This window comes from Pseudomonas sp. MIL9, from assembly GCF_016887925.1.
Classification (GTDB): domain Bacteria; phylum Pseudomonadota; class Gammaproteobacteria; order Pseudomonadales; family Pseudomonadaceae; genus Aquipseudomonas; species Aquipseudomonas mohnii.
In genome coordinates this window covers 1-26,141 of the sequence record NZ_JAFEHE010000018.1, presented here as the reverse complement: position 1 = coordinate 26,141, position 26,141 = coordinate 1, and the positions used below count along the sequence as shown (strand labels likewise).

Here is a 26,141-nt window from a genome sequence, read left to right as displayed (position 1 = left end):
TTGTTGTTGAACGTGGTCAATGCGAATAACTATTTGAGTCAGGCCGGGGTGTTGGAGGGGATGGACAGCCGGCGGGTCAATGACACGATTTCGGCGACGTTGTATGCGGGGGCGGCGTTGGTGGCGGTGGTTGATAGTCAGGTGCGGAAGGGGTTGGGGGTTAAAGAAGTTGGGAAGGGACGAACAATGGCCCCGACTTTGACTCTGTTCGGCGCGGTGATAGGTGGGTTCTCAACCGCTGCGTCATTTGCAGAGTTCAAGTCCTTGAAAATTCAATTGGAGAGCGCCCAAAGCCGAGTAGACCCGTGGTTGGAGATGCGCCAAACCGTGGTCGGTGGACAAATAGCGACCTTCGGCACCCAGGCGCTGTTAGGGTTTGGCTACACCGCTCGTGCCCTGGCAGGGTCAATTACAGTCGATGTCGCCATCTTGCGTTACACGCTGTACATGGGGCCGTTGAACTGGCTGATTCTCATGCTGGGCGTATTGCACCTGATCACCAGCATCATGCAGAAAACCCCGCTGCAAAACTTCCTGAACAACTGCTGCTGGTCAAAGGCGCGGGCCAACGATCTGCAGCCAATCCCGCCCAAAGCCCAGCAGGATGAACTCGACCGGTTGTACTTCATCCTGTATGCGCCTCGGATCAGCATGGAAAGCAACTTGAAGTCCAACCATGGTAATGGCCCTTCCGGCCTCGCGTTCGTCAGTTCCATCAATAACCTGACCCTCGACTTGCCAGGTGCCGAGCCCGGCAGTGTGTACCTGGAACTGAGCATGATCGGTGATCCGCTGGACAGCCTGAACTCCCGTGAACAGATCAAAACCGGCCGGCGCGATCATTTCAAGCCACTGCGTCCCTGGCGCGACCTGACGCCGCACTGGCTGGCCAGCAGCGCCTGCCAGTGGATACCGTTCAAGGAAGGGCAGGGCCTGCGCCTGAGCGGCCCGTTCAACACACTGAGCAATGTCCTGAGCTCCCAACCCGCCACGGTTTCCCTGCGTGTGCGCTATCGCACGCCATTGACCGCCATGCTCGGCGCCCAACACTTCATCGGCGGCGAGCGAGGGCTGGCCTTTACCCTGAATCACTCAACGGGCGTGACAGCCCTGTGGGCGGACCCGACGCCTGAACTGGATCGGGTGCCGAACTACCCGCTCGGCGAGGGCCATCCCAGTGCGATTTACCTGCAACCCAAGGGCAAACGATGAGTACGTCCCCGGCAGGTACCACGAAAAAACGGCTGTTTTCGCGCAATGACTATCTGGCGCCGCTCCCCCTACCTACCGGAGAAAAACCGCAGGACGTGCTCAATACCATCTGGCGCAAGAACGGGGTGTTTATTGATATTGGCAATTACAGCGTTGGTCCTGCCGTGATGGTGTTGTGGCTGGGGGTGATGGTGTTTTTAGCCATGTCCTTCTTCACGCGAAATCTCGACTCTGATTTCAGTCACGATGTATTGATCTTGGGAGCGATCATTTTGGGTATTCCGATACTGATCTTGATCCATGGCCTCTTCCGCGAAGTCCCTCTCCCCGTGCGCTTCAACCGCCAACGCCGAGAAGTCTGCGTCCCGCGCGACGATGGCGAATACTGGATTGTCCCATGGGAAACCGTGACCGCCGCCGCCACCCAGCAGTCGTCGGTCAGTCAGGCTGGTCGAGCCACCATGGGTTTGTTGATCATTGGTTTTGAAAACCCGGACCCGCAGGCCAGGGAGGACAACAAGCATTTTTCACTGGGCTTCAACTGCGGCGGCGGCACCACGGCGATGGCGTTGTGGGAGTGCGTTCGCAGTTATATGGAGGTCGGTCCGCAAGCGGTTCCTGTAAGTCGTGTCGGCATCGCTCCTTACGAAGAAACACAAATTGGTTCGATCATCACCGACTTGCGCAAGGGCAATCTGTTAGGCGTTTTTTGGGGCGTTTTCTGCATCACGATTTTGGGCACTTACTTGGCGGAGAAACTTCAGAACTTGAAACTTTCTTATCCGCCCGACCTGCCCTATCCCGACATCACCGAATGGTCAAAACCCCTGCCTCCCGAGCAATGGGCCAAACGCTCCCCGGAACTGGAGGCCGCCATCGCCCAGCGCGAGGCGGAACTGGCCGCGCAGACGGAGCGGGAGTTGGCGTGACGGCGCATATCCAGGGCCTGCGCCTGAGCGGCCCGTTCAACACACTGAGCAATGTCTTGAGCTCCCAACCCGCCACGGTTTCCCTGCGTGTGCGCTATCGCACACCATTGACCGCCATGCTCGGTGCCCAACACTTCATCGGCAGCGAGCGGGGACTGGCCTTCACCCTGAATGACTCAACGGGCGTGACAGCCCTATGGGCGGACCCGACGCCGGAACTGGATCGGGTGCCGAACTACCCGCTCGGCGAGGGCCATCCCGGTGCGATTTACCTGCAACCCAAGGGCAAACGATGAGTACGCCGCCGGCAGGTACCACGAAAAAACGGCTGTTTTCGCACAATGACTACCTGGCGCCATTGCCTATACCCACAGGTAGAAAACCCACCGATGTGCTTAACGTCATCTGGCGCAAGAACGAGGTGTTTCTGGATGTAGGCAACTACAGTATCGGCTCGGCGGTGATGGTGATGTGGCCGACGCTGATGGTGTTTGTGCTTATGGGTTACATCACACCGGAGCCTGGAATGATTTGGATTGCGGCATTAATCATCATCGGCATCCCTTCAATGATCTTGATCCATGGCCTCTTCCGCGAAGTCCCTCTACCCGTGCGCTTCAACCGCCAACGCCGAGAAGTCTGCGTCCCGCGCGACGATGGCGAATACTGGATCGTCCCGTGGGAAACCGTGACCGCCGCCGCCACCCAGCAGTCGTCGGTCAGTCAGGCCGGTCGAGCCACGATGGGTTTATTGATCATTGGTTTTGAAAACCCGGACCCGCAGGCCCGGGAAGACAACAAGCACTATTCATTGGGCTTCAACTGCGGCGGCGGGACAACGGCGATGGCGTTGTGGGAGTGCATGCGCAGCTACATGGAAATTGGTCCGGAAGCTGCGCCTGAGGCCGCAGCACTTAACTCTGGTGCCAACCTGCGCTATTACATCGATTACCTGAACGATAAAGCCAAAGAGCGCGGCTGGTTTTTGACACTGCTGTGGGAAGGAGTATTCGGCGTATTTATCTTCAATGCTCCACTCGCCACCTACCTGCAAAGGAAAAAGCTGTACCCGCCGCCAGACCTGCTTTATCCCGACATCATCGAATGGTCAAAACCCTTGCCTCCCGATCAATGGGCCAAACGCTCCCCGGAACTGGAGGCCGCCATCGCCCAGCGCGAGGCGGAACTGGCCGCGCAGACGGAGCGGGAGTTGGCGTGACGGCGCATATCCAGGGCCTGCGCCTGAGCGGCCCGTTCAACACACTGAGCAATGTCCTGAGCTCCCAACCCGCCACGGTTTCCCTGCGTGTGCGCTATCGCACGCCACTGACCGCCATGCTCGGCGCCCAACACTTCATCGGCGGCGAGCGGGGGCTGGCCTTCACCCTGAATGATTCAACGGGCGTGACGGCCCTGTGGGGGGACCCGACGCCGGAACTGGACCGGGTACCGAACTACCCGCTCGGCGAGGGCCACCCCGGCGCGATGTACCTGCAACCCAAGGGCAAACGATGAGCACGCCCCCGGCAGGCTCCACGAAAAAACGGCTGCTTTCGCGCAATGACTATCTGGCGCCGTTGCCCCTACCTACCGGAGAAAAACCGCAGGACGTGCTCAATACCATCTGGCGCAAGAACGAGGTGTTTTTGGATGTTGGCAACTACAGCATCGGCTCGGCGGTGATGGTGATGTGGCCTTCGATGATGGTGGTTCTAGCCATGTCTTTCTTCACGCGAAATCTCGACTCTGATTTCAGCCAAGGTATCTTGATCCTGGGGGCGGTTATTTTGGGCATTCCGGTGCTGATCTTGATCCAAGGCCTCTTCCGCGAAGTCCCCTTACCCCTACGCTTTAACCGCCAGCGCCGAGAAGTCTGCGTCCCGCGCGACGATGGCGAATACTGGATCGTCCCATGGGAAACCGTGACCGCCGCCGCCACCCAGCAGTCGTCGGTCAGTCAGGCCGGTCGAGCCACCATGGGTTTGTTGATCATTGGTTTTGAAAACCCGGACCCGCAGGCCAGGGAGGAAAAGAAGCACTATTCATTGGGCTTCAACTGCGGCGGCGGGACTACGGCGATGGCGTTGTGGGAGTGCATGCGCAGCTATATGGAGATAGGGCCGCAGGCTCTGCCAGTCACAAATGACTTTGAAGGCGGGCGAGAAAAGCTGCGGGGTAGAAACGTCGTTTGGGGTATTAGCTGTGAATATCTGGATGGCATCAGGCGATACCTGGTCGCGCAGGAAGTAGGCAAGGCGCTATGGCTGGTCATCGGGGCCGTATTTCTAGGTGGTCCGCTGGCGATGATGTTGCAGGAATGGAAATTATCGCCACCCCCCGATTTGCCCTATCCCGACATCATCGAATGGTCAAAACCCCTGCCACCCGAGCAATGGGCCAAACGCTCCCCGGAACTGGAAGCCGCCATCGCCGAGCGCGAGGCGGAACTGGCCGCGCAGGCCGAGCGGGAGTTGGCGTGACGGCGAATATCCAGGGTCGCGGTGAGCCGATCAAAAACAGCCCATCCCGTCACTGGCGGGCAATCCACTGGCTCGCCAGCGAAGACGTCCTTGAAAACGCCAGCGATTTATCGGGCGGTCACCTGGGCCACCTTTACCACCGCCGGCTTCAACACCAACCACAACGCCGCCGCAATCAACACCCCGCCATAGATGTGCGCCATCGACAGTGGCTCGTCGAGAAACAGCGCACCCCACAACACGCCGAACAGCGGGATCAGGAAGGTCGTGGTCATCGATTTCACCGGGCCAATCGAGCTCAGGAGGCGGAAGTAAACGATGTAGGCAAACGCCGTGCAGCCCAGTCCCAACCCCAGCAAGGACAGCCAGACATTCCAGCCGCCCCAGCTCGCCGGTGGCTGGCTGATCACGCTGTAGCCGAACAGGGGCAGCAGGAACAACGTTGCGCCGAGCATGCTGCCCAGTGCCGACAAACGGCTGTCGAGACCACCAGCCTGATCGAGCCAGCGGCGGGCCAGAAACCCCGCAAAGCCGTAGCAAGTGGTGGCGAGCAGGCAGGCGAGGGCGCCCATCAGCAATTGCAGGTCGAATGCCACCGGGCCCGCGCGGGTCAGCACGCCGACGCCGAACAGTCCGAGAAAAACCCCGCCGAGCTTGGCAGCGGTGAGCTTTTCACTGAAGAACAGGCCGCCGATCAACACGCCCATCAACGGTGTGGTGGCATTGAAAATCGACGAATAGCCGGCCGGTAGCACCTGTGCGGCCACCGAATAGAGCGTCGCCGGAATCCCGGAGTTGATCACGCCGAGCAGCATCACGGTCTTGAGCTTGCCTTTGAAGTCCCAGCTGATGCGCATCAGGCCGAGAATCACCAGTAGTCCGGCAGCGGCTATCGATACGCGGAAAAAAGCGGTTGGAAGACTGCCAATCACCGGGGCAATGATGCGCATGAACAGAAAACTCGCACCCCAGATGGCCGCCAGCGACAGTAAACGAACGATATCGGCAGGGCTCACGGCTCACTCCTTCTTGATCGGGACGAGAGTGTTGCCGAGCGCCTTGCCTGTGGCAACCGGAAAACCGGCATCAAATTACAAAGCGTGTCACCAGGCCGTTAAGGTCGACGGCCAGTCGCGACAATTCATGACTGGCGGCCGAGGTCTGGGTGGCGCCAGCGGCGGTCTGGGTCGAAAGATCGCGGATGTTCACCAGGTTATGATCGACTTCCCGGGCCACCAGCGCTTGCTGTTCGGCCGCGCTGGCAATCACCAGGTTGCGCTCGTTGATCTGCGAAATCGACGCGGTGATTTTCTCCAGCGCATTGCCGGCGCTGTTGGCTCGACGCAAGGTCTGGTTCGCATGCTCGGCGCTGCTTTGCAAGGCACTGACCGTGGTCCCGGTGCCTTGCTGGATGTTGGTGATCATCAGCTCGATTTCTTCGGTGGAATTCTGCGTGCGTTGCGCCAGTGAACGCACCTCATCGGCCACCACGGCGAACCCGCGTCCGGCTTCACCGGCCCGCGCCGCTTCGATGGCGGCATTGAGCGCCAGCAGGTTGGTCTGCCCGGCGATACCGCGGATCACTTCCAGGACCTTGCTGATGTCCTGCGCCTGATCGGCCAGGCCCTGGGCCTGTTCCGATGCGCTGATCACTTCGCTGACAAGGCCCTGAATCGAGGTGATGGTTTCGCTGACCTGAACGTGCCCGTGCTTGCTGTCCTCGTTCGACGCCTGCGAGGCTTCAGCGCTGGACACGGCATTGGCGGCGACTTCATCCACCGCCGTGCTCATCTCGGTGACGGCGGTGGCAGCCATTTCGATCTGGTCATTCTGTTGTTGCAGGCTGCGGGTACTTTGCTCCATCACCGAACTCATTTCCTCGGCCGCGGAAGCCAGTTGCTGGGCCGATTCGCTGATGCCGTGGATGGTCGAGCGCAGGTTGCCCTGCATGTCGGCCAGGGCATCGAGCAACTGCGTAGCTTCGTCCTTGCCGTCGCTGACAATCTTGCCGCTGAGGTCGCCCGAGGCAATTCGGCGCGCGACGTTCAATGCCTGATTGATCGGCGTGGTGATGCTGCGGGTCAGTGCCCAGGCCAGCAGCAGGGTGGCAATCAATGCGATGACGATGATCGAGCTGACGATCCATTGCGCGCGCTGGTACAACGATGTGGCGGTATCGGCGGCGGCATCGGCTCCCTGCTGATTGAGACTGATCATCGACTCCAGGGTTTTATCCAAAAGGCTGCCCAGCACGCTCATTTCAACGTTGAGGTGATCGTAAGTCCGGCTGTCATGGCCGGCGTCGATGTGGACAATAATCTGGTCCACGAGTGACAGGTACTTGGCGACGGCCGCCTTCAGACTGTCGAGCATGCCTCGTTCCTGATCGCTTGACAGCAGGGCTGCATAATTGTTGAGGCGCTGGAGCAACTCCTGGCGTTGAGCGCTGATGATGCCCTTGCTCGTTTCCTGGACCTCGCGGCGGCTGCTGGTCCTCATCCGCAACGATTCCAGGCGGATGGTCGCAATGTTGGCCGCGGTGTCGTGGATGCTCTCGCTGCTCGGCATCCACACTTCTTCAATAACCCTCGCGCTTTCACGAAGGGTCCCCATCTGACCGATGCCGAATAATCCGACCAGCACCAGAAGGCTGGCCAGAACGGCGAAACTCAAACTTGCACGCAAACCGATGCGAAGATTCCTTAACGGCATGAAATTATTCCTTTGGCGTATTAGTAGAGAGGTCGTCCTCGTTGACCGAAGATCTTGTTTTTAGGCGGGTGAAGGCGGCGTGTATATCAAAGTGCCATTATTTTGGTAAGACCGACCTTCGTACCGTTTCAGGACGAGCGGAGATATGAAGGCCCCACAGGACAGAGGTGAGCCTGAATGTGCTGATGGCTTGATTGGATCCAAACGCCGCGTGGTACGCGGGTTTCGGGTGAATTGATTCATTGTTCAATAGAGGCTGGCGGCGATGGTTTTCTGACTAAACGGTCGAGTTAAAAAAAACGAAAAAAACATCGCTGACCCAACGAATTGTTCAGGTGTCGGCGGAAATTACGCTTCTCCTGTACCCGCTTCAGTGGCTAAGCTCTGGCTTCCCGAATTCCCGCAGAGGTCTCACCATGCCGCAGCAATGGCCAGCCGCCGACATCGCCCGAATGATCCTCGATGGCTTTGACGATTACCGCGAGCATTTTCGCCAGATCACCGATGGCGCCCGGGCCCGTTTCGAGCAGGCACAGTGGCAGGAGACGCAGTCGGCCTCGGCGGCGCGGATCAATCTGTACGAAGACAAGGTCAGCGAAACCGTCGAGCGCCTGCGCACGGCGTTTGATACCGACACGCTGGACGTGAGCTCCTGGCCGCTGGTGAAAAGCGCCTACATCAGCCTGATCGACCTGCGGTTCGACGATGAACTGTCCGAGACCTGGTACAACTCGATTTTCTGCGGGCTGTTCAGCCATGACCTGATCAGCGACGGCTGCATGTTCATCCACACCACCCGGCCGAGCCTGCGCCGGGCCCGCGCCGCGCAAACCCGTACCTATAAACCCCATGGCCAGTTGTCGGGCATGCTGGCAAGCATCTTTGCCGACTATCGCTTCAGCGAGGAATACGCCGATTTGCCTGGCGACCTGCGCCGCCTTGAGGCGCAATTGCGCGAGAACCTGCCGGACTGGGTATGCAAGGACCCGGAGCTGAGCGTCGAACTGTTTTCCTCGGTGCTGTACCGCAACAAAGGCGCGTACCTGGTGGGACGCATCTACACCGCCGATGAACAATGGCCACTGGCGATTCCGCTGCTGCATCGCGAGGGCCATGGTATCCAGATCGATGCGCTGATCACCGACGAGGCGGACGTGTCGATCATCTTCTCGTTCACCCGTTCGTATTTCATGGTCGATGTACCGGTGCCGGCAGAGTTCATCGGCTTCCTCAAGCGCATCCTGCCGGGCAAGCACATTGCCGAGCTGTACACCTCGATCGGTTTCTACAAGCACGGCAAGTCCGAGTTCTATCGGGCGCTGATCAACCACCTGGCCAACACCGACGACCAGTTCATCATGGCCCCCGGCGTGCGCGGCATGGTCATGAGCGTGTTCACCCTGCCGGGCTTCAACACGGTGTTCAAGATCATCAAGGACCGGTTTTCGCCGTCGAAAAACGTCGATCGCGCCACGGTGATCGAGAAGTACCGGCTGGTGAAAAGCGTCGACCGCGTCGGGCGCATGGCCGATACCCAGGAGTTCGCCGACTTCCGTTTCCCCCTGAGCAAGTTCGAGCCGGCGTGCCTGGAAGAGCTGCTGGAGGTCGCGCCGTCCACGGTGTCGGTGGAGGGTGACACGGTGCTGATCCGCCACTGCTGGACCGAACGGCGCATGACCCCGCTGAACCTCTACCTGGAAAACGCCAACGAGGCCCAGGTGCGCGAGGCCCTGGAAGACTACGGCCTGGCGATCAAGCAACTGGCGGCGGCCAACATCTTTCCCGGGGACATGCTGCTGAAAAACTTCGGTGTCACCCGTCACGGTCGCGTGGTGTTTTACGACTACGACGAGATCTGTTTCCTCACCGAGGCCAACTTTCGCCATATCCCGGCACCGCGTACCCCTGAGGATGAAATGGCTTCCGAGCCGTGGTATTCGATCGGGCCGCTGGACGTGTTCCCGGAGGAGTTCCCGCCGTTTTTGTTTGCCGATTCGGGGCAGCGCAAGTTGTTCAATCAACTGCATGGTGAGCTGTACAACGCCGATTACTGGAAAAGCCTGCAAGAGGCCATTCGGGCGGGCAAGGTCATTGACGTTTTCCCATACCGGCGCAAAGGCCTGGATAACGAATAGCCCTCCCTCAGACACGAACTTCTGTAGGCGCCGGCAAGCCGGCTCCTACAAGGGATCTCGTTCGACCTTTAAATCTGCGACAATCTCCGCCCTGCGCCACTAGACGACTGAATTGCGTACCTGATGACCGACGAATCGCCCTCCATCGACAAATTGCTGAAAAACCTCGATCACGCCATGCTCGCCGACCGCCACCGGTTGCGGCGGCAGTTGCTTGAGCTGCGCAAGAAACCCGACGAGGCCAAGCTGGCCCAGTGGGTGACCCGCATGCAGGCGTCCTGTGATCAGGTGCTGGCGCGCAAGGCCAGTCTGCCGGTGATTCGTTACGACGACAGCCTGCCGATCGCCGCCAAGCGTGACGAAATCAAAGAGGCGTTGCTCAAGCATCAGGTGCTGATCATCGCTGGCGAAACCGGCTCGGGTAAAACCACCCAGTTGCCGAAGATCTGCCTGGAAATCGGTCGTGGCCAGCATGGCTTGATCGGTCACACCCAGCCGCGCCGAATCGCTGCGCGCAGTGTGGCCAGCCGCGTCGCCGAGGAATTGGGCACGCCGCTGGGGGCGCTGGTCGGCTACCAGGTGCGGTTCGAGGATCAGAGCGATGCCAATACCCTGATCAAACTGATGACCGACGGCATCCTGCTGGCGGAAACTCAGAACGACCGTTATCTGGAACGCTACGACACGATCATCGTCGACGAAGCCCACGAACGCAGTCTCAACATCGACTTCCTGCTCGGCTACCTGAAAACCCTGCTGCCGCGTCGCCCGGACCTGAAAGTCATCATCACTTCGGCGACCATCGACCTGGAGCGCTTTTCCAGGCACTTCGACGATGCGCCGATTGTCGAAGTGTCCGGTCGCACCTTCCCGGTGGACACCTGGTATCGCCCGCTGACCCTGGAGCAGGACGAAGAGGGCAACCGTGTCGAGGACGATTTGACCGTCGATCAGGCGATCCTCGCCACCCTCGATGAAATCGCCGCCTACGAACGCAGTGAACGCCGCAGTCCTGGCGACGTGCTGGTGTTTTTGCCCGGCGAGCGCGAAATTCGCGACGCCGCCGACATGCTGCGCAAAGCCCAGCTCAAGCACACCGAGATTCTGCCGCTGTACGCGCGCCTGTCACCGGCCGAGCAGCAGCGGATTTTCCAGTCGCACCCTGGCCGTCGCGTGGTCCTGGCGACCAACGTCGCGGAAACCTCGCTGACGGTGCCGGGCATTCGCTACGTGATCGACAGCGGCACCGCGCGCATCAGCCGCTACAGCTATCGCGCCAAGGTCCAGCGCCTGCCCATCGAAGCCATTTCCCAGGCCAGCGCCAACCAGCGCAAGGGCCGTTGCGGACGGGTCGAGCCGGGCATTTGCGTGCGCCTGTACAGCGAAGAAGATTTTCTCGGGCGCCCGGAGTTCACCGATCCGGAAATCCTGCGGACCAACCTCGCGGCGGTCATTTTGCAGATGCTGCACCTGCGCCTCGGCGAGGTCACCGCGTTTCCGTTTATCGAGCCGCCCGATGGCAAGGCCATCAGCGACGGTTACAACCTGCTGCAAGAACTCTCGGCGGTGGACCGCAACAGCCAGCTGACCCCGCTTGGCCGGCAACTGGCGCGGCTGCCGGTGGACCCGCGCATGGGCCGCATGTTGCTCGAAGCGGCCAAGCTCGGCAGTTTGCAGGAAGTGCTGATCGTCGCCAGCGCCATGTCGATCCAGGACCCGCGCGAACGTCCACCGGAGCGTCAGCAAGCGGCGGATCAGGCCCACGCGCAATGGAAAGACGCCGACTCGGACTTCGCCGGGCTGGTCAATCTGTGGCGTGGTTTCGAAGAGCAGCGCCAGGCACTGACCGCCAGCCCGCTGCGTAACTGGTGTCGCAAGAATTTCCTGAATTACCTGCGTCTGCGCGAGTGGCGGGATTCCCATCGCCAGTTGAGTCTGATCTGCCGCGACATGCAGCTGAGCCTCAACAAAGAGCCGGCGGACTATCCGAAACTGCACAAAGCCGTGCTGGTGGGCCTGCTCAGCCAGATCGGCCAGAAAACCGAAGACGGCGACTACCTGGGCGCCCGTCAGCGGCGTTTCTGGATTCATCCGTCGTCGGGTATCGGCAAGAAGCGTCCGCAATGGCTGATGGCCGCTGAGCTGGTGGAAACCACCAAGCTCTACGCGCGCATGGTGGCCAAGATCGATGCCGACTGGATCGAGCCGCTGGCCGGGCACCTGATCAAGAAAAACCACTTCGAACCCCATTGGGAGAAGAAGCGCGGACAGGTCGTGGCGTTCGAACAGATCACCCTGTTCGGGCTGATCGTGGTCGGTCGCCGGCCGGTGCATTACGGCCCGGTCGACCCGGTGGTGTCCCGTGAACTGTTTATCCGTGAAGCGCTGGTGCGCGGCGAGATTCAGTCCAAGGCCAAGTGCCTGACGGCGAACAAGCAGTTGCTGGAACAACTCGACGAACTGGAAGCCAAGGCCCGCCGTCGCGATATCCTCGCCGATGAAGAAACCCTGTTCGCGTTCTATGACGCGCGACTGCCGGCGGAGATCCATCAGACCGCGACCTTCGACAGCTGGTACCGCATCAACAGCCAGAAAAACCCGCAGCTGCTGATCATGCGCGAAGAGGACGTGCTGGCCCGCGAAGCCAGTGAAGTCACCGCCCAGCACTACCCGGACACCCTGCACATCGGTGATCTGGAACTGGCGCTCAGTTATCACTTCGAGCCGAACCATCCGCGCGACGGCGTGACCCTGCGTGTGCCGGCGCCGCTGTTGCCGATGCTGCCACCGGAGCGCCTGGAGTGGCTGGTGCCGGGTGTGATCGAAGCCAAATGCATTGCCCTGGTGCGTAACCTGCCCAAGGCGTTGCGCAAGAATTTCGTGCCGGTACCGGATTTCATCAAGGCGGCCTTGCAGCGCATGACCTTCGCCGAGGGCTCGTTGCCCCAGGCGTTGGGCCGCGAGCTGCTGCGCATGACCGGTGCCCGGGTCAGTGATGAGGCCTGGGCCGAGGCGGCGCAGCAGGTCGAAAGCCATTTGCGCATGAACCTGGAAATCGTCGACGCCCAGGGCAAGTTCCTCGGCGAAGGCCGTGATCTGGCCGAACTCACCGCGCGATTCGCCGAGGCCAGCCAGGCCGCGTTGGCGGTACCGCAAACCGCGAAAAGCCAACAACCGGTCGAGCCGAAGGTGTTTGCCGCCGTCGCCGAGAAAACCCAACAGAAGATCGCCGGGCTGTCGATGACGGTGTATCCGGCGTTGGTGGAAGAGGCGGGCACGGTCAAGGAAGGGCGTTTCTCGACGCCGGCCGAAGCCGAGTTCCAGCATCGTCGGGCCTTGCAGCGGCTACTGATGCAGCAACTGGCCGAACCGGCGAAGTTCCTGCGCGGCAAGTTGCCGGGGCTGACCGAACTGGGGTTGATGTACCGCGACATGGGGCGTGTCGACAGCCTGGTGGAAGACATTCTGCTGGCCAGTCTCGACAGCTGCATCCTCGAAGGCGAAGACCCGTTGCCCCGTGACGGTGCCGCCCTGGCGTCGCTGGCCGAGCGCAAGCGTGGGGCCTGGACCGAGCACGCCGAGCGTCTGGCGAAGCTGACCCTGGAAATCCTCAAGCTCTGGCATGGCCTGCAAAAGCGCTTCAAGGGCAAGATCGACCTGGCGCAAGCCGTGGCCCTCAACGACATCAAGCAGCAGCTCAGCCATCTGGTGTATCCGGGGTTTGTCCGGGAAACGCCGATGCAATGGCTCAAGGAGTTGCCGCGTTATCTGAAAGCGGTCGAGCAGCGTTTCGAGAAAATCGGCGCTCAGGTGCAGCGGGACCGGGTCTGGAGCGGCGAATTGTCCGGCCTGTGGACGCAATACCAGACCCGCGCCAGCAAGCACGCCCAGGAGGGCAAGCGCGATCCGCAACTGGAGCTGTATCGCTGGTGGCTGGAGGAATACCGGGTTTCGCTGTTCGCTCAGCAATTGGGAACCAAGGTACCGATTTCCGATAAACGCTTGAACAAGCAGTGGAGCCAGGTCGAGCCCTGACACGGTCCCCTGTAGGAGCGAGCTCGCTCCGGGCGGCGTTCCGACGATGGTCTTCAAGCTAACGCTGGATGCCTGACACCCCGCGGCGTTCATGCGTCCATCGCGAGCAGGCTCGCTCCTACAGGGGGCACCTTTACTCTCGCCAATGGCGCCAAAACCCAAGGTTTATGGCAAACTTCGCGCCTATAAACGCCGGCCCCGCTGTTTTGAGCCTTCAGGTTCAGGCGGTACGGAATAAAGCGATGCCAGGTTTGCTTCCTGTGACTGGAACAATCCCTTTGTGTGTTGGTACGACGGTGCCAATACTTTCTGCCTGAACAGATAGAGACACGACCATGCATAACGTCGTCATCAGCGGCACCGGCCTGTACACACCGGCCAACAGCATCTCCAACGAAGAGCTGGTGCAGTCTTTCAATACCTATGTGGCGCAATTCAACGCCGACAACGCCGACGCCATCGCGCGTGGTGAAGTCGAAGCATTGACCGAGTCCAGTGCCGCGTTTATCGAAAAAGCCTCAGGCATCAAGAGCCGCTTTGTCATGGACAAGGAGGGCATCCTCGATCCGCAGCGCATGGCACCACGCCTGCCGGAACGCTCGAACGACGAATGGTCGGTGCTGTGCCAGATGGCCATCGGCGCCGCCGAACAAGCCTTGCAACGCGCCGGTAAAACAGCTGCGGACATCGACGGCGTGATCGTCGCCTGCTCCAACCTGCAGCGCGCTTACCCGGCGATTGCCATCGAAGTTCAGGAAGCGCTGGGCATCCAGGGCTTCGGTTTCGACATGAACGTGGCGTGTTCTTCCGCGACCTTCGGCATCCAGACCGCCGCCAACAGCATCCAGGTGGGCCAGGCCCGGGCGATCCTGATGGTCAACCCGGAAGTCTGCACCGGTCACCTCAATTTCCGCGACCGCGACAGTCACTTCATCTTCGGCGATGCCGCGACCGCCGTGATCATCGAACGTGCCGACCTGGCCACGTCTCCCTACCAGTTCGACATTGTCAGCACCAAGCTGCTGACCAAGTTCTCCAACAACATCCGCAACAACTTCGGCTTCCTCAACCGCGCTGCGGAAGAGGGCATCGGTGCCAGGGACAAACTGTTCGTCCAGGAAGGCCGCAAGGTATTCCGCGACGTTTGCCCGATGGTGGCCGAGCTGGTTGCGGCTCACCTGGAAGAGAACAAGTTGAACGTCAGCGATGTGAAGCGCTTCTGGCTGCACCAGGCCAACCTGAGCATGAACCACTTGATCGTCAAGAAATTGCTCGGTCGTGATGCGACCGAACAGGAAGCGCCGGTGATTCTCGACACGTACGCCAACACCAGCTCCGCAGGTTCCGTGATTGCATTCCACAAGAACCAGGACGATCTGCCCGCCGGTTCACTGGCCGTGCTCAGCTCGTTCGGCGCCGGTTACTCGATCGGTAGCGTGATTCTGCGCAAGCGCTGAGTCCGGCTGTTCCGCATCCCCTGTGGGAGCGGGCCTGCTCGCGAAGAGGTCGTGTCAGTTGGCGTCAATGCTGCCTGACACAGCGCTTTCGCGAGCAGGCTCGCTCCCACATTTGTTTCTACCTGTTCTTTTATGCTCCTACAGCTTCAGGTCGCGACGTTCAGGTATTTGCCCACGCTCGCCACCTTGTCGAGCGAATACTGCTTGCTCAGGTTGGCAATCATTTTGTTCAGCGCCTCGCTGGTGGTCGATTGAGCCGTGGTGCTGTCGCTGGTTTGCTCGCGGCCGGCTTGCAGGGCGGACTTGAGCTCATCGCTGCTGACGCCGCCGCTGCTGTCGCTGTCCAACGCCTTGAGCAAGGTGGCGCTGGTGTCGCTGCTGGTCGATGAATTACCGGCCTGCAGTGCACTGGTCAGTTCGCTGGCGCTGACGTTGCCATCGCTGTCGGCGTCGAGGCTGCTGAACAGTTCATCACTGGACGGTTGCTGTGGCGGTTGTGGCGGCTGTGTCGTCAGGCTGGCAGCCAATTCGTCCTTGCTGACGGTGCCGTCCTGATTCTTGTCCAGGGCCGAGAACACCTGGCTGCTGTCGGCGCTGCTGCCTGCGCTGGTCAGGCCGTTGCTCAGTTCGTCGCTGCTGATGGCGCCGTCGCCGTCGGCATCCAGGGCACTGACCACGGCATCGGCCAGTTCTGTGTTCTGCGCCTGATCCGTCGACTTATCCGGCGGCGGCGGAGGGGCCATGGCGGCCATCTCTTCGCTGCTCAGGCTGCCACTGTTGTCGCTGTCCAGATTGGAAAAATTCTTGCTCAGGCTGACCAGCAGGCCGTCATCGCTTTTCTGCGACAGCGCACTCTTGAGCTCATCCTGATTCACCGAGCCATCAGTGTTGGTGTCGAGTTTGGCGAGCAGTTCTTTCTGGAACTGTTGTGAACGGGCGTTGCTGGTGGTGGTACTGCTGGTACCGGTATAGCTCGTGTAATTGCTGACGCTACCAATCATTGGACTCACTCCCTGGAATGGAAACCCGGTGGGTGTACCGGTTTATGCAGACTCAAGGGGCAAGTTGTCGTGGGTATGTGGGGTTTGTAGCGATCAGTACACATGCACAAGGATCAGGCCAACACCAAACCCTGAAGGTGGATCACTGAACCCAGTGGAAGCAGCTCGAATATTCAAGTACGCGGCAGGCGAATGACCGCGGTCAGGCCGCCGCCCGGGGTCTCTTCCAGGCTTAACTGCCCTCCCAGTCGTTGCGCGGCCTCGCGGGCGATGGTCATGCCCAGGCCCACGCCGCCGGAATTGCGATTGCGCGAACCCTCCAGGCGAAAGAACGGTTCGAACACCGCCTCGCGTTGCTCCGCCGCGATTCCCGGCCCATGGTCGATGACCCGGATGATCAACTGTTCGCGGTGGTCCTCGAGGCTGATCAGCGCTTGCCCGGCGTAACGCAGGGCGTTGTCCATCAGGTTGTTGATGCATGAGCGCAAGGCCATCGGCTGCACCAGCAGCGGCGCGCAATGACCGCTGGCCTGGACATCGGCGCCCTGGTCCTGGGCGTTTTCGCTCAGGGATTCAACCAGCGCCTGCACGTCCATCCATTGTGGTGCTTCGCTGGTGCGTTGTTCATGCAGGTAGGTGAGGGTGGCGTCGAGCATGCTGATCATGTCGTCCAGATCCTGACGCATCTGGCCTTGCAGCTTGTCGTCGTCGATCTGTTCCAGTCGTAGCTTGAGCCGTGACAGCGGGGTGCGCAGGTCGTGGGATACCGCGCCGAGCATGCGCGAGCGCTGTATCATTTGCTCAATGATGCGCCGCTGCATCTTGTTGAAGGTCTGTGCCGCCTGGCGCGCCTCCAGGGGGCCGGACTCTTCCAGTGGCGGGCTGTCGAGGTTCTCGCTCAAGCGTTCGGCCGCGTCACTCAGGCGCTGGATGGGGCGGCTCAACAATTTGGCGCCATACCAGGCGGCAATGATCAGCGAGATCAACTGAAAGGTCAGTGGCACCAAAGGCCCGCCGAACCACGGCCGCGGTGGCGGACGTTGTCCGCCGAAATCTTCGGAAAAGGCCGGAGGTGGCGGCGGGGGCGGCGGCGGACTGTAGTAGTGAAACCAGGCAAACGCGAGCAGGTGCGCCAGGATGATCGCCACCAACAGCACGCCGAACAGGCGGCCGAACAGCGTATCGAAGCGCCCGCGCATCAGCCGATGTCTCTGGCGTCGAACAGATAACCCTCGCCGCGCACGGTCTTGATCAGTTGCGGCGCTTTGGGATCGTCGCCCAGTTTTTGCCGCAGTCGCGACACCAGCAGGTCAATGCTGCGATCGAAGGCTTCGATCGAACGGCCGCGAGCGGCGTCCAGCAGTTGTTCACGGCTCAGGACCCGGCGCGGGCGTTCGATGAACACCCACAACAGGCGGAACTCGGCGTTGGACAGCGGAACGACCAAGCCATCGGCCGCGATCAATTGGCGCAGCACGCTGTTCAAGCGCCAGTTGTCGAAACGGATATTGGCCCGTTGTTCGGTGCGGTCGTCACGCACCCGGCGCAGGATGGTCTGGATGCGCGCCACCAGTTCCCGGGGTTCGAACGGTTTGGCCATGTAGTCGTCGGCACCCAGTTCCAGGCCGATGATCCGGTCGGTGGGTTCGCAGCGGGCGGTGAGCATCAGAATCGGGATGTCCGACTCGGCGCGTAGCCAGCGGCACAGCGACAGACCGTCCTCGCCGGGCAGCATCAGGTCGAGCACCACCACATCAAAATGTTCCGCTTGCATCGCCAGGCGCATGGCGGCGCCATCGGTGACGCCGCTGGCGTGGATGTTGAACCGGGCCAGGTAGTCGATCATCAGTTCGCGGATCGGGACGTCATCGTCGACGATCAGGGCGCGAATGTTCCAGCGTTTGTCGTCGCCGGGCGCTTTTTGATCGTCGTTCAAGGGGGCTTGGGTGCTGTGCATGCGTGCGATTATCTGCCAGGTAGGCTGCCAACCACAAAGATAGGCGGCGAGGTTGTGGCTCCAGCATAGGCGTCCGGCCCGGAGGCGGGAAGTGCTGTAAGGACGTGTTGCGGCTCCCGAGGGTAGCGGGCAAGGGTGTTGTGGACGTGTCGTGTATGTACCGGGCTCGACACAATTGGGCCAACGGCTAGGATTGCGTGAGCGTTCTCGATGATTTACCGATCATCGGGTCCCGCAATGGCGCTGCTTCCGCTACAATGCGCGCCGATTTCGACTTGCCTGAGAGCCCACTCATGTCCGCCTGCCAGACTCCTATCATCGTCGCCCTGGATTTCCCTACCCGTGACGCCGCACTGAAGCTGGCCGATCAGTTGGACCCGAAACTGTGCCGGGTCAAAGTCGGTAAAGAGCTGTTCACCAGCTGCGCATCGGAAATCGTCGGCACCCTGCGCGACAAGGGTTTCGACGTGTTCCTGGACCTCAAATTCCACGATATTCCCAACACCACCGCCATGGCCGTCAAGGCCGCTGCGGAGATGGGCGTGTGGATGGTCAACGTGCATTGCTCCGGTGGCCTGCGCATGATGGCGGCCTGCCGTGAAGTGCTGGACAAGCGCAGTGGCCCGCAACCGCTGTTGATCGGCGTGACCGTGCTGACCAGCATGGAGCGTGAGGATCTGGCGGGTATCGGCCTGGATATCGAGCCGCAGGAACAGGTCCTGCGCCTGGCCGCGCTGGCGGAAAAAGCCGGGATGGACGGTCTGGTGTGCTCGGCGCTGGAAGCCCGGGCCCTGAAGTCGGCACATCCGTCGTTGAAGCTGGTGACACCGGGCATTCGCCCGGCGGGCAGTTCCCAGGACGATCAGCGCCGCATCCTGACCCCGCGCCAGGCACTGGATGCCGGTTCCGACTACCTGGTGATCGGCCGTCCGATCAGCCAGGCGGCTGATCCGGCGAAGGCGTTGGCTTCGGTTGTGGCCGAACTCGCCTAAACATTGCAAACCGGTGGGAGCGAGCAGGCTCGCTCCCACCGTTGTTTTGAGGCCATTTCAAGCGTTGGATTAAACCTTCAGCACCAACTTCCCGAAATTCTCCCCGCTGAACAACTTCATCAGCGTCTCCGGGAAAGTTTCCAGTCCTTCGACGATGTCTTCCTTACTCTTGAGCTGCCCCTTGGCCATCCATCCGGCCATTTCCTGTCCGGCGGCGGCGAACTGTGCGGCGTAGTCCATCACCACAAAGCCTTCCATGCGCGCGCGATTGACCAGCAGCGACAGGTAGTTCGCCGGGCCTTTGACTGCTTCCTTGTTGTTGTACTGGCTGATGGCGCCGCAGATCACCACCCGCGCCTTCAGGTTCAAGCGACTCAGCACCGCGTCGAGAATGTCGCCACCGACGTTATCGAAATACACGTCGACACCTTTCGGGCATTCGCGTTTGAGTCCGGCGATGACGTCTTCATTCTTGTAGTCGATGGCGCCGTCGAATCCCAGTTCATCGATGAGGAACTGGCACTTGTCCGCGCCGCCCGCGATGCCGACCACCCGGCAACCTTTGATCTTGGCGATTTGCCCGGCAATGCTGCCCACCGCGCCGGCCGCGCCTGACAACACCACGGTGTCACCGGCCTTCGGGGCGCCGACGTCAAGCAGGGCGAAGTAAGCGGTCATGCCGGTCATGCCCAGGGCGGACAGGTAACGCGGCAGCGGTGCCAGTTTCGGATCGACCTTGTAGAAACCGCGCGGTTCGCCGAGGAAGTAATCCTGCACGCCCAGCGCACCGTTGACGTAGTCCCCGACCGCGAATCCGGGATTGTTCGAGGCGATCACCTTGCCTACGCCCAAGGCGCGCATGACTTCACCCAGGCCCACCGGCGGGATGTAGGACTTGCCTTCGTTCATCCAGCCGCGCATGGCCGGGTCGAGGGACAGGTATTCGTTTTTGACCAGGATCTGACCCGCAGCGGGCTCGCCGACCGGCACTTCCTGATAGGTGAACGTCTCGCGGGTTGCCGCGCCTACCGGGCGTTTGGCGAGCAGGAACTGGCGATTGGTCTGGGTAGTCATGACAGGCACTCAAGATGAATGAAGCCTTGTTGATAGCCCCTCATGACCATTGTCGCAAGTTGGGCTGATGCGGCGAATGCAGGCCGATCCAGTGCAGTGATAGTTGGTACGGCAGTTCCATCACTGCAACTCATGGGCTGGCAACCGGCCTCTTGATAGTGCTGCCGTGCCCGGGACCGCTATGGCTAGACTGGGCAAACACGATCTCCCGCACATCTCTCTCTTCGAGGACATAACAATGAGCATGACCTTTTCCGGCAAGGTCGCCGTCGTCACAGGCGCGGCCAATGGTATCGGCCGCGCGACCGCCCAGGCATTCGCCGCCGAAGGCTTGAGGGTGGTGGTGGCCGATATGGACACGGCGGGGGGCGAGGGCACGGTGGCGCTGATTCGTACGGCGGGCGGCGACGCGACGTTCGTGCGCTGCAACGTCACCGTGGAAAGCGATGTGAAAAACCTGATGGATGAGGTGATCAAAACTTACGGCCGTCTCGACTATGCCTTCAACAATGCCGGTATCGAGATCGAGAAGGGCAAACTGGCCGAGGGCACGGTCGAGGAGTTCGACGCGATCATGGGCGTTAATGTCAAAGGCGTCTGGCTGTGCATGAAATACCAGTTGCCGTTGCTGCTGGCCCAGGGTGGCGGTGCGATCGTCAACACTGCCTCGGTGGCGGGCCTCGGGGCGGCGCCGAAGATGAGCATCTACGCGGCATCGAAACACGCGGTGATCGGCCTGACCAAATCGGCGGCCATCGAGTACGCCAAGAAAAAGATCCGGGTCAACGCGGTATGCCCGGCGGTGATCGACACCGACATGTTCCGCCGCGCTTATGAGGCCGATCCAAAGAAAGGCGAGTTCGCCAATGCCATGCACCCGGTCGGTCGCATCGGCAAGGTCGAGGAAATCGCCAGTGCGGTGTTGTACCTGTGCAGCGACGGCGCGGCGTTCACCACCGGGCACTCGTTGGCCGTGGACGGCGGCGTCACGGCTTTTTAAGGCCGGATTCTTTTCAACACACAACTGCGAACCGGTGGAAGCGAGCCTGCTCACGATCAGGAAGTGTCAGTCGACATTTGTGTTGCCCGGCGCACCCTGATTGCGAGCGAGTTTGCCCGCCGGTTTTTCATTGGCCTCAGGTTCCGTCAAAGGCCTGGCGATGTGTTTCAAATCGTTAGAACCGAAGATTTTGGCGGCGTTGTCGCACATTCCATCGCGCGCTCCTGTGATTAACTGCTCCTGCAAAACGAACAGGAGTTTGCTTGCTCATGGAGTTGAGAATCGATCGACAGGCTTTGGTGCCGGTTGTGCAGCAAATTGTCGATGCGCTGACCTGCTGGCTTCGTTGTAACGGGGTACCGCCGGGCGTGCGTTTGCCTTCGGTGCGGCAAATCGCGCGAATCAATCTGCTCAGTCAATCAAGTGTCATGGAGGCCTGCGAACGTCTGGTGGCGCAAGGTGTACTGGCATCGCGTCATGGCAACGTTTTTTTCGTCGCCGCTGCGCAGTCGGCCGGTCAGGGGCAACAGGACGCATCGTGGTTCGAAGGGACACAAATCAATCAAGGCTCATTATTGTGCGAGTTGAAACTGGGTTGCGGTGGACTGCCCGAAAGCTGGCGCGAGACGGACGACCTGAGTTACGCAATCCGCGAGGTCAGCCGTACCGACATGGCCGGGTTGTTCAACTACAGCACGCCGCTGGGCTTGCCCTTCCTGCGCCAACAGATCCTCAAGCGCCTGAACAAACTGGATATCAAGGTGGACGACAGTCGAATCCTGACCACCACGGGTGCCAGTCAGGGCTTGGACCTGATCGTGCGAACCTTCTTCAAGCCGGGCGATTGTGCCGTGGTGGAAAGTCCCGGTTATCCCTTGCTGTTCGATCTGCTCAGGCTGCACGGGGTGAACTTGCTCGAAATACCGCGAACACCCTGTTGGCCGGACGTCACGGCGCTGGAGACGCTGTTGCTGAAGCATCAGCCGCGTGGCGTGTTCATCAATAGTTTCTACCAAAACCCGACGGGCAGCAGCCTGGCGCCAAAAGTGGCGCTGCAAGTGCTGCAGTTGGCGAACAAGCATGGCGTGCTGGTCATCGAGGATGATGTCTATGCAGACCTGCACTGCGGCCCCGGTGTGCGGCTGGCTGCGCTGGATGACGATGTGCTCTACGTTGGCAGTTACTCCAAGACCCTCAGCAGTTCTCTGCGGGTCGGCTTTGTGGTGGCGGGTGCCGAGGCGATTGCGCGACTGGCGCAGGTCAAGATGATCAGCAGCATGGGAGCGTCGCTGTTTGGTGAATCGGTGCTGGCCTGTCTGTTGGCCAACGGCGCATACCGTAAGTTGGTGCAACGCCAGCGCCAGCGCTTGAACGGTGACAGGCTGGCGGCGTTACAGTTGCTCGAAGACGCTGACTGGGAGGTATTCGGCAAGCCCGTCGGTGGCCTGTTCATCTGGGCGCGGTCACGGATGTCCGACTACGCTCATGTGCGGACCCAGGCGCAGCGCTTTGGTGTCTTGCTGTCATCGAAGACGGCCTTCAGCCCCAGCGGTGCGGCCAATGACTGGCAACGCATCAATGTGTCCTTTGCCTGTGATCCGCAAGCCAGGGCTTTTTTTCAGTCCACCGCTCCGGATCGACCTCAAGCGTTCTGAAAACGACGTGGGCGTAGCTTTTTGCCATTATTCCGACGCCAGAGACTTGTGTTGCTACAGGCCCGTTGCGAATCTGCGTCTATTGATTCTGGCAGGGGACTAAGTGCAATGATTTCGGCCGTGCAAGGACGTTTTGCCAACCTCGGGATGGCGAAGAAACTGGGTATCGGGTTTGTGCTGGTGCTGTTGTTGACCGCCCTGGTTGCGGGTATCGGCGTCTGGTCCCTGCAAACCATCAGTCATCGTTTCGACGGGCTCAAGCAGATGTCGTCGCTCAACAGCGGTTTGCTGAAGGTGCGATTGCTGGAGCAGGAATACGCCTTGCACGGTAATCCGAAAACCGCCGATGCCTTGCACGAAGGGGTCGATGGGCTGATCGCCCTGGCTACCCAGCTCAAGGCGCAGTCGGCGGCCAATGTGCCGGTCATGACGGACGTCGAGCAGTCCCTGGGGGCTTACCGCAAGGCTTTCGACGAGTTCGTTTCGCTCAGCCAGGCCAAGGACCTGGCGCTGGAAATGGCCAGTTGGTCGGTGTCCAGCGTGGCCAACAATCTCGACGTGTTGCAGTCCGGTCTCGCCGATGACGGCGCCTATACCTTGAAGGACTCCGAAGGCAAGGACGGCGCGCAGTTCATCGAACAAGCCAATCAGGTCAGCCAGGTGTCGCGCTTGATGCTGCAAGCCATGAATGAAGCCCGCGTGCGTCTGGATCAGAGCCGCAAGGGTGACGACAGCGCGGGGCAGGGCAAGATCGAACAGGCCAGTCAGGCACTGAACCAGGCCGAGCAGCTTAAAACCACGGTCAAGGATGAGGGCTACCGTACCGTGCTCAATGAAGTGACCGGTCACATCGCCAGCTTCAGTGACAAGCTCGCTGAGTACACCGGGTTGCTGGAGCAGGAAAAGACCGTCTACCAGCAGTTGCATCAACGGGCTGACCAAGTGGTGGCGCGAGTGGACCAGGCCTATGCGGCCGAAGATCGGTCCATGCAGACCGAACTGAAAAAGAACTCGCTGCTGATCATCGGTTCCTCGGCACTGGCGTTGCTGGTCGGGCTGATGGCGGCCTGGGTGATTACCCGCTTGATCGTGGGCCCGCTGCGCAGTGTGATTCATGTGGCACAGCAGATCGCCTCGGGGGATTTGAGCGCCACGGTCGAGGTGACTCGCCGCGACGAGATCGGTCAATTGATGCAGGCCATGCAGCAGATGGGGGAGGGGCTGAGCCATATCGTCAGCGGCTTGCAGGCCGGGATCGAGCAACTGGCAACGTCAGCGCAATCGCTGTCTGCCGTGACTGAGCAGACCAACCTCGAAGTCAGCAGCCAGAAGGAAGAAACCGAGCAGGTCGCCACGGCCATGAATCAGATGACCGCTACCGTGCACGACGTCGCACGCAACGCGGAAGAGGCTGCCCAAGCCGCGCAAACGGCGGACGGCAAGGTTGAAAGTGGGCAGCAGGTGGTGCGCCAGAGCATGGCGCGGATCGAACAATTGGCGGACTCGGCCACCTCGGCCAGTTCCAGCATCGAAAGCCTGAGTGCGGAAATCCAGAACATCGGCACTGTGCTCAGTGTCATCAAGAGTGTGGCCGAGCAGACCAACCTGCTGGCGCTCAACGCCGCCATCGAGGCGGCGCGGGCCGGGGAGCAGGGCAGGGGATTTGCGGTGGTGGCCGATGAAGTGCGGGCTCTGGCCAAGCGCACCCAACAATCGACCGAAGAGATAGAACGGCTGGTCAGCGCTTTGCGCACGGCAGCACAGGCATCGGTTCAGCAGATTCAGAGCAGTGGCGAGCTGGTGAAACTGGCGGTGAGCGATGCGTTGCAGACCGAGAGTGCGCTCGGCAGCATTGCCTCGGCGGTGTCCTTGATTCAGCAGATGAACCAGCAGATCGCCGCCGCTGCCGAGGAGCAGAGTTCCGTGGCCGAGGAGATCAACCGCAGTGTCACGAGTATTCGTGCCAGTGCGGATCAGTCTTCATTGGCGATGCAGGGGAATGCGGCGTCCAGTATCGAGCTGGCGCAGTTGGGGGTTGAGCTGAAGGGGATGGTGGGGCATTTCAGGCTTTGATGCTGGGCTGGCAGCCAACCGGTTCGGGCGTACATGGCCAATGCCGAGGTAACAGTTACGCCCTGCGCTGTTTGGCGGTTGTACGTGTTCCCCTGTAGGCGCTCGCTTCCCCGCGCCTACAGGTATTGCCTCATCCGCGTTCCCCCAGGATTGCGTGAACCAAAAAAAAGCCACCTGTCACGGTGGCTTTTTTGCGTTTACTCGGTGATCAGTCGTAAATCACTTTTTTCTTCCAGTCCGCATCCGCCTCGACGTCTTTGAGGCCTTCGGTCAATTGGTTCACTTCGCCTTCTACCGGCGCGATGCGGTCCATGACCTGGTCGTTGGCGCGGGCCAGGAGTTTTTCCAGGTATTCCAGTTGTTCGGCATAGACCTGTGGTTCCTGCTGTTTGCGCAGGTATTGCACGCCGCGTTCGAATGCCAGGCGCGCCTGGCCAGGCTGGTTCTGTTGCAGGGAGTGCTGGCCGAGGTTGTTGAAGAATTCAATGTGCAGCAACACCAGAATGTGGCGCACCTCGCGGATCCAGCGCTTGGCCTCAGTGGGCGGCAGGAAGCCGTCCTGCGCCGCGCGGGTGATCTGGCCGTGCAGGGCTTCGAGCAGGAAACGCACGTCCTTGGCCTTGGCTTCGGTCAGGATCGGTGCCGGCGGGTTGTTGACCGGTATCCCTTCGCCCAAGGTCATCAGTACCTCCAGCTCGGCAATCCGCACCTTGAGATTGGAACTGGTTTTTTCCAGACTCAGCAGACGCTGGCAGACGTTCAGTTCCAGGCGAGTCAACAGCAGCTTGAGCGCCGGTGTCATAAACTGGCCAGGGAAGGTCTCGGTAATCTCGCCGCAACGACGCAGGCGGTCATTGAGTTCAATCTTGGTACGGGCCCTTTCCACCTTGTTGTTTTCCACCACATGGTTGATGTAGCCAATGGCGATCAATAGTGCGATCCCTGCTACGACGAACAGGGTGATCATGAGTGGTGTCACCGGTAAGACCTCTTTATAGGGTTCGCGTCCGAGTTTAGTGGCTTGGCATTTAAGCGCCTAGGGCCGCTCGACGAGTTGGATCGGCGTGGCTCAACCTGTATCGGTCAGACCCTGCTTATATGAATACTGGCACCTCCTGAGCAAATTGCCATCATTCATGCCGTGGACTATAGCGTCTTGGCGAGTGTCAGAATATAGGCGCCAAACACCGGACAGCGGAAAATCCGGATTGGTGCCGAAAAGCAGGGCGAAGTCATTGATTTAAATAAATTTATATCAGGGGGTTGACGACCTCCCAATCCATCCATAGAATGCGCGCCACTTGCAGCGTAAAGCACACAGCGAAACGAAGCAGGGAGTGAATGTTGTAGCGTGTCCCCTTCGTCTAGTGGCCTAGGACACCGCCCTTTCACGGCGGTAACAGGGGTTCGAGTCCCCTAGGGGACGCCA

20 protein-coding genes, 1 tRNA gene and 1 pseudogene are annotated in these 26,141 nt (G+C 60.4%); 14 read left to right on the top strand and 8 right to left on the bottom strand.

The features are described from left to right. The 6 genes and pseudogenes from JQF37_RS31455 to JQF37_RS18975 all read left to right on the top strand — a co-directional run. A pseudogene (locus JQF37_RS31455) lies at positions 1-1,212 on the top strand (hypothetical protein); the annotation flags it as partial. After that, the gene (locus JQF37_RS18995) at positions 1,209-2,141 is read left to right on the top strand and encodes a DUF6708 domain-containing protein (protein ID WP_204149751.1); all 933 of its coding nucleotides are present in this window, start codon (positions 1,209-1,211) and stop codon (positions 2,139-2,141) included. The pseudogene JQF37_RS31455 and the gene JQF37_RS18995, both read left to right, overlap by 4 nt. Further along, entirely contained in the window at positions 2,138-2,437 is a 300-nt protein-coding gene (locus JQF37_RS18990) for a hypothetical protein (RefSeq protein ID WP_130211466.1), read from the top strand. Before JQF37_RS18995 ends, JQF37_RS18990 begins: the two co-directional genes overlap by 4 nt. Beyond that, complete coding sequence (locus tag JQF37_RS18985; protein ID WP_130211467.1) at positions 2,434-3,360, top strand: hypothetical protein; 927 nt, start codon at positions 2,434-2,436, stop codon at positions 3,358-3,360. The genes JQF37_RS18990 and JQF37_RS18985 overlap by 4 nt, the downstream gene beginning before the upstream one ends. Further along, positions 3,357-3,656: a hypothetical protein gene (locus JQF37_RS18980; RefSeq protein WP_130211468.1), complete on the top strand. Its 300-nt coding sequence runs from the start codon at positions 3,357-3,359 to the stop codon at positions 3,654-3,656. Before JQF37_RS18985 ends, JQF37_RS18980 begins: the two co-directional genes overlap by 4 nt. Then, a complete protein-coding gene (locus tag JQF37_RS18975) occupies positions 3,653-4,621 on the top strand; it encodes a hypothetical protein (RefSeq protein ID WP_130211469.1) in 969 nt (322 codons plus the stop codon). The genes JQF37_RS18980 and JQF37_RS18975 overlap by 4 nt, the downstream gene beginning before the upstream one ends. Positions 4,622-4,728: 107 nt before the next feature. On the opposite strand, the gene JQF37_RS18970 is transcribed toward JQF37_RS18975, so the two are convergent. Both JQF37_RS18970 and JQF37_RS18965 read right to left on the bottom strand, forming a co-directional pair. After that, positions 4,729-5,637 carry a DMT family transporter gene (locus JQF37_RS18970; RefSeq protein ID WP_130211470.1) on the bottom strand — a complete coding sequence of 303 codons (909 nt, stop codon included), beginning with the start codon at positions 5,635-5,637 and terminating at the stop codon, positions 4,729-4,731. Positions 5,638-5,707: 70 nt separating this feature from the next. Next, a complete protein-coding gene (locus JQF37_RS18965) occupies positions 5,708-7,333 on the bottom strand; it encodes a methyl-accepting chemotaxis protein (protein ID WP_130211471.1) in 1,626 nt (541 codons plus the stop codon). Between the two features lie 416 nt (positions 7,334-7,749). On the opposite strand from JQF37_RS18965, the gene aceK reads away from it, so the two are divergent. From aceK to JQF37_RS18950, 3 genes are all read left to right on the top strand, one after another. Next, positions 7,750-9,468 carry a bifunctional isocitrate dehydrogenase kinase/phosphatase gene (gene aceK / locus JQF37_RS18960; protein WP_130211472.1) on the top strand — a complete coding sequence of 573 codons (1,719 nt, stop codon included), beginning with the start codon at positions 7,750-7,752 and terminating at the stop codon, positions 9,466-9,468. A 123-nt stretch (positions 9,469-9,591) separates the two neighbouring features. Then, positions 9,592-13,503, top strand: coding sequence for an ATP-dependent RNA helicase HrpA (hrpA, locus tag JQF37_RS18955; RefSeq protein WP_130211473.1), 3,912 nt, complete (start codon positions 9,592-9,594; stop codon positions 13,501-13,503). A 335-nt stretch (positions 13,504-13,838) separates the two neighbouring features. Then, positions 13,839-14,960 (top strand): beta-ketoacyl-ACP synthase III, encoded by a 1,122-nt coding sequence (locus tag JQF37_RS18950; protein WP_047526900.1) that lies wholly within the window; start codon positions 13,839-13,841, stop codon positions 14,958-14,960. Positions 14,961-15,106: 146 nt separating this feature from the next. On the opposite strand, the gene JQF37_RS18945 is transcribed toward JQF37_RS18950, so the two are convergent. The 3 genes from JQF37_RS18945 to JQF37_RS18935 all read right to left on the bottom strand — a co-directional run bounded on the left by JQF37_RS18945 (position 15,107) and on the right by JQF37_RS18935 (position 17,918). Continuing rightward, positions 15,107-15,961 carry an EF-hand domain-containing protein gene (locus JQF37_RS18945; protein ID WP_130211474.1) on the bottom strand — a complete coding sequence of 285 codons (855 nt, stop codon included), beginning with the start codon at positions 15,959-15,961 and terminating at the stop codon, positions 15,107-15,109. Positions 15,962-16,134: 173 nt separating this feature from the next. Then, positions 16,135-17,160, bottom strand: a complete 1,026-nt coding sequence (locus JQF37_RS18940; RefSeq protein WP_204149749.1) for a HAMP domain-containing sensor histidine kinase — start codon at positions 17,158-17,160, stop codon at positions 16,135-16,137. Continuing rightward, on the bottom strand, positions 17,160-17,918 hold the full coding sequence (locus tag JQF37_RS18935) for a response regulator (RefSeq protein ID WP_130206714.1): 759 nt from the start codon (positions 17,916-17,918) through the stop codon (positions 17,160-17,162). Before JQF37_RS18935 ends, JQF37_RS18940 begins: the two co-directional genes overlap by 1 nt. Positions 17,919-18,211: 293 nt before the next feature. Here JQF37_RS18935 and pyrF point away from each other — a divergent pair, with 293 nt between their 5' ends. After that, positions 18,212-18,910: an orotidine-5'-phosphate decarboxylase gene (gene pyrF, locus JQF37_RS18930; protein WP_189340383.1), complete on the top strand. Its 699-nt coding sequence runs from the start codon at positions 18,212-18,214 to the stop codon at positions 18,908-18,910. 69 nt (positions 18,911-18,979) lie between these two features. Here pyrF and JQF37_RS18925 read toward each other — a convergent pair whose 3' ends face one another. Beyond that, the gene (locus tag JQF37_RS18925; protein WP_047526910.1) at positions 18,980-19,984 is read right to left on the bottom strand and encodes an NADP-dependent oxidoreductase; all 1,005 of its coding nucleotides are present in this window, start codon (positions 19,982-19,984) and stop codon (positions 18,980-18,982) included. Positions 19,985-20,222: 238 nt separating this feature from the next. Between JQF37_RS18925 and JQF37_RS18920 the strand changes: the two genes are divergently transcribed. Next, entirely contained in the window at positions 20,223-20,984 is a 762-nt protein-coding gene (locus tag JQF37_RS18920; protein ID WP_130206716.1) for an SDR family oxidoreductase, read from the top strand. Positions 20,985-21,050: 66 nt separating this feature from the next. Here the strand turns inward: JQF37_RS18920 and JQF37_RS18915 are convergent, their stop codons facing one another. Beyond that, entirely contained in the window at positions 21,051-21,194 is a 144-nt protein-coding gene (locus tag JQF37_RS18915; protein WP_189340385.1) for a hypothetical protein, read from the bottom strand. 59 nt (positions 21,195-21,253) lie between these two features. Between JQF37_RS18915 and JQF37_RS18910 the strand changes: the two genes are divergently transcribed. Both JQF37_RS18910 and JQF37_RS18905 read left to right on the top strand, forming a co-directional pair. Next, positions 21,254-22,639: a PLP-dependent aminotransferase family protein gene (locus JQF37_RS18910; RefSeq protein WP_204149748.1), complete on the top strand. Its 1,386-nt coding sequence runs from the start codon at positions 21,254-21,256 to the stop codon at positions 22,637-22,639. Between the two features lie 108 nt (positions 22,640-22,747). Then, complete coding sequence (locus JQF37_RS18905) at positions 22,748-24,712, top strand: methyl-accepting chemotaxis protein (protein WP_130206720.1); 1,965 nt, start codon at positions 22,748-22,750, stop codon at positions 24,710-24,712. A gap of 208 nt (positions 24,713-24,920) precedes the next feature. Here the strand turns inward: JQF37_RS18905 and JQF37_RS18900 are convergent, their stop codons facing one another. Then, entirely contained in the window at positions 24,921-25,691 is a 771-nt protein-coding gene (locus JQF37_RS18900) for a hypothetical protein (RefSeq protein ID WP_130206722.1), read from the bottom strand. 374 nt (positions 25,692-26,065) lie between these two features. On the opposite strand from JQF37_RS18900, the gene JQF37_RS18895 reads away from it, so the two are divergent. After that, positions 26,066-26,141: transfer RNA gene (locus JQF37_RS18895), tRNA-Glu, on the top strand.

What these genes read in the sequence shown, in the direction of transcription:
- aceK (WP_130211472.1), top strand. Translation starts at nt 7,750, where the DNA reads ATGCCGCAGCAATGGCCAGCCGCCGACATCGCCCGAATGATCCTCGAT.
- JQF37_RS18925 (WP_047526910.1), bottom strand. Translation starts at nt 19,984, where the DNA reads ATGACTACCCAGACCAATCGCCAGTTCCTGCTCGCCAAACGCCCGGTA.
- JQF37_RS18945 (WP_130211474.1), bottom strand. Translation starts at nt 15,961, where the DNA reads ATGATTGGTAGCGTCAGCAATTACACGAGCTATACCGGTACCAGCAGT.
- JQF37_RS18965 (WP_130211471.1), bottom strand. Translation starts at nt 7,333, where the DNA reads ATGCCGTTAAGGAATCTTCGCATCGGTTTGCGTGCAAGTTTGAGTTTC.
- JQF37_RS18905 (WP_130206720.1), top strand. Translation starts at nt 22,748, where the DNA reads ATGATTTCGGCCGTGCAAGGACGTTTTGCCAACCTCGGGATGGCGAAG.
- JQF37_RS18950 (WP_047526900.1), top strand. Translation starts at nt 13,839, where the DNA reads ATGCATAACGTCGTCATCAGCGGCACCGGCCTGTACACACCGGCCAAC.
- JQF37_RS18940 (WP_204149749.1), bottom strand. Translation starts at nt 17,160, where the DNA reads ATGCGCGGGCGCTTCGATACGCTGTTCGGCCGCCTGTTCGGCGTGCTG.
- JQF37_RS18935 (WP_130206714.1), bottom strand. Translation starts at nt 17,918, where the DNA reads ATGCACAGCACCCAAGCCCCCTTGAACGACGATCAAAAAGCGCCCGGC.
- JQF37_RS18995 (WP_204149751.1), top strand. Translation starts at nt 1,209, where the DNA reads ATGAGTACGTCCCCGGCAGGTACCACGAAAAAACGGCTGTTTTCGCGC.
- JQF37_RS18975 (WP_130211469.1), top strand. Translation starts at nt 3,653, where the DNA reads ATGAGCACGCCCCCGGCAGGCTCCACGAAAAAACGGCTGCTTTCGCGC.
- JQF37_RS18910 (WP_204149748.1), top strand. Translation starts at nt 21,254, where the DNA reads ATGGAGTTGAGAATCGATCGACAGGCTTTGGTGCCGGTTGTGCAGCAA.
- hrpA (WP_130211473.1), top strand. Translation starts at nt 9,592, where the DNA reads ATGACCGACGAATCGCCCTCCATCGACAAATTGCTGAAAAACCTCGAT.
- JQF37_RS18985 (WP_130211467.1), top strand. Translation starts at nt 2,434, where the DNA reads ATGAGTACGCCGCCGGCAGGTACCACGAAAAAACGGCTGTTTTCGCAC.
- pyrF (WP_189340383.1), top strand. Translation starts at nt 18,212, where the DNA reads ATGTCCGCCTGCCAGACTCCTATCATCGTCGCCCTGGATTTCCCTACC.
- JQF37_RS18915 (WP_189340385.1), bottom strand. Translation starts at nt 21,194, where the DNA reads ATGTGCGACAACGCCGCCAAAATCTTCGGTTCTAACGATTTGAAACAC.
- JQF37_RS18920 (WP_130206716.1), top strand. Translation starts at nt 20,223, where the DNA reads ATGAGCATGACCTTTTCCGGCAAGGTCGCCGTCGTCACAGGCGCGGCC.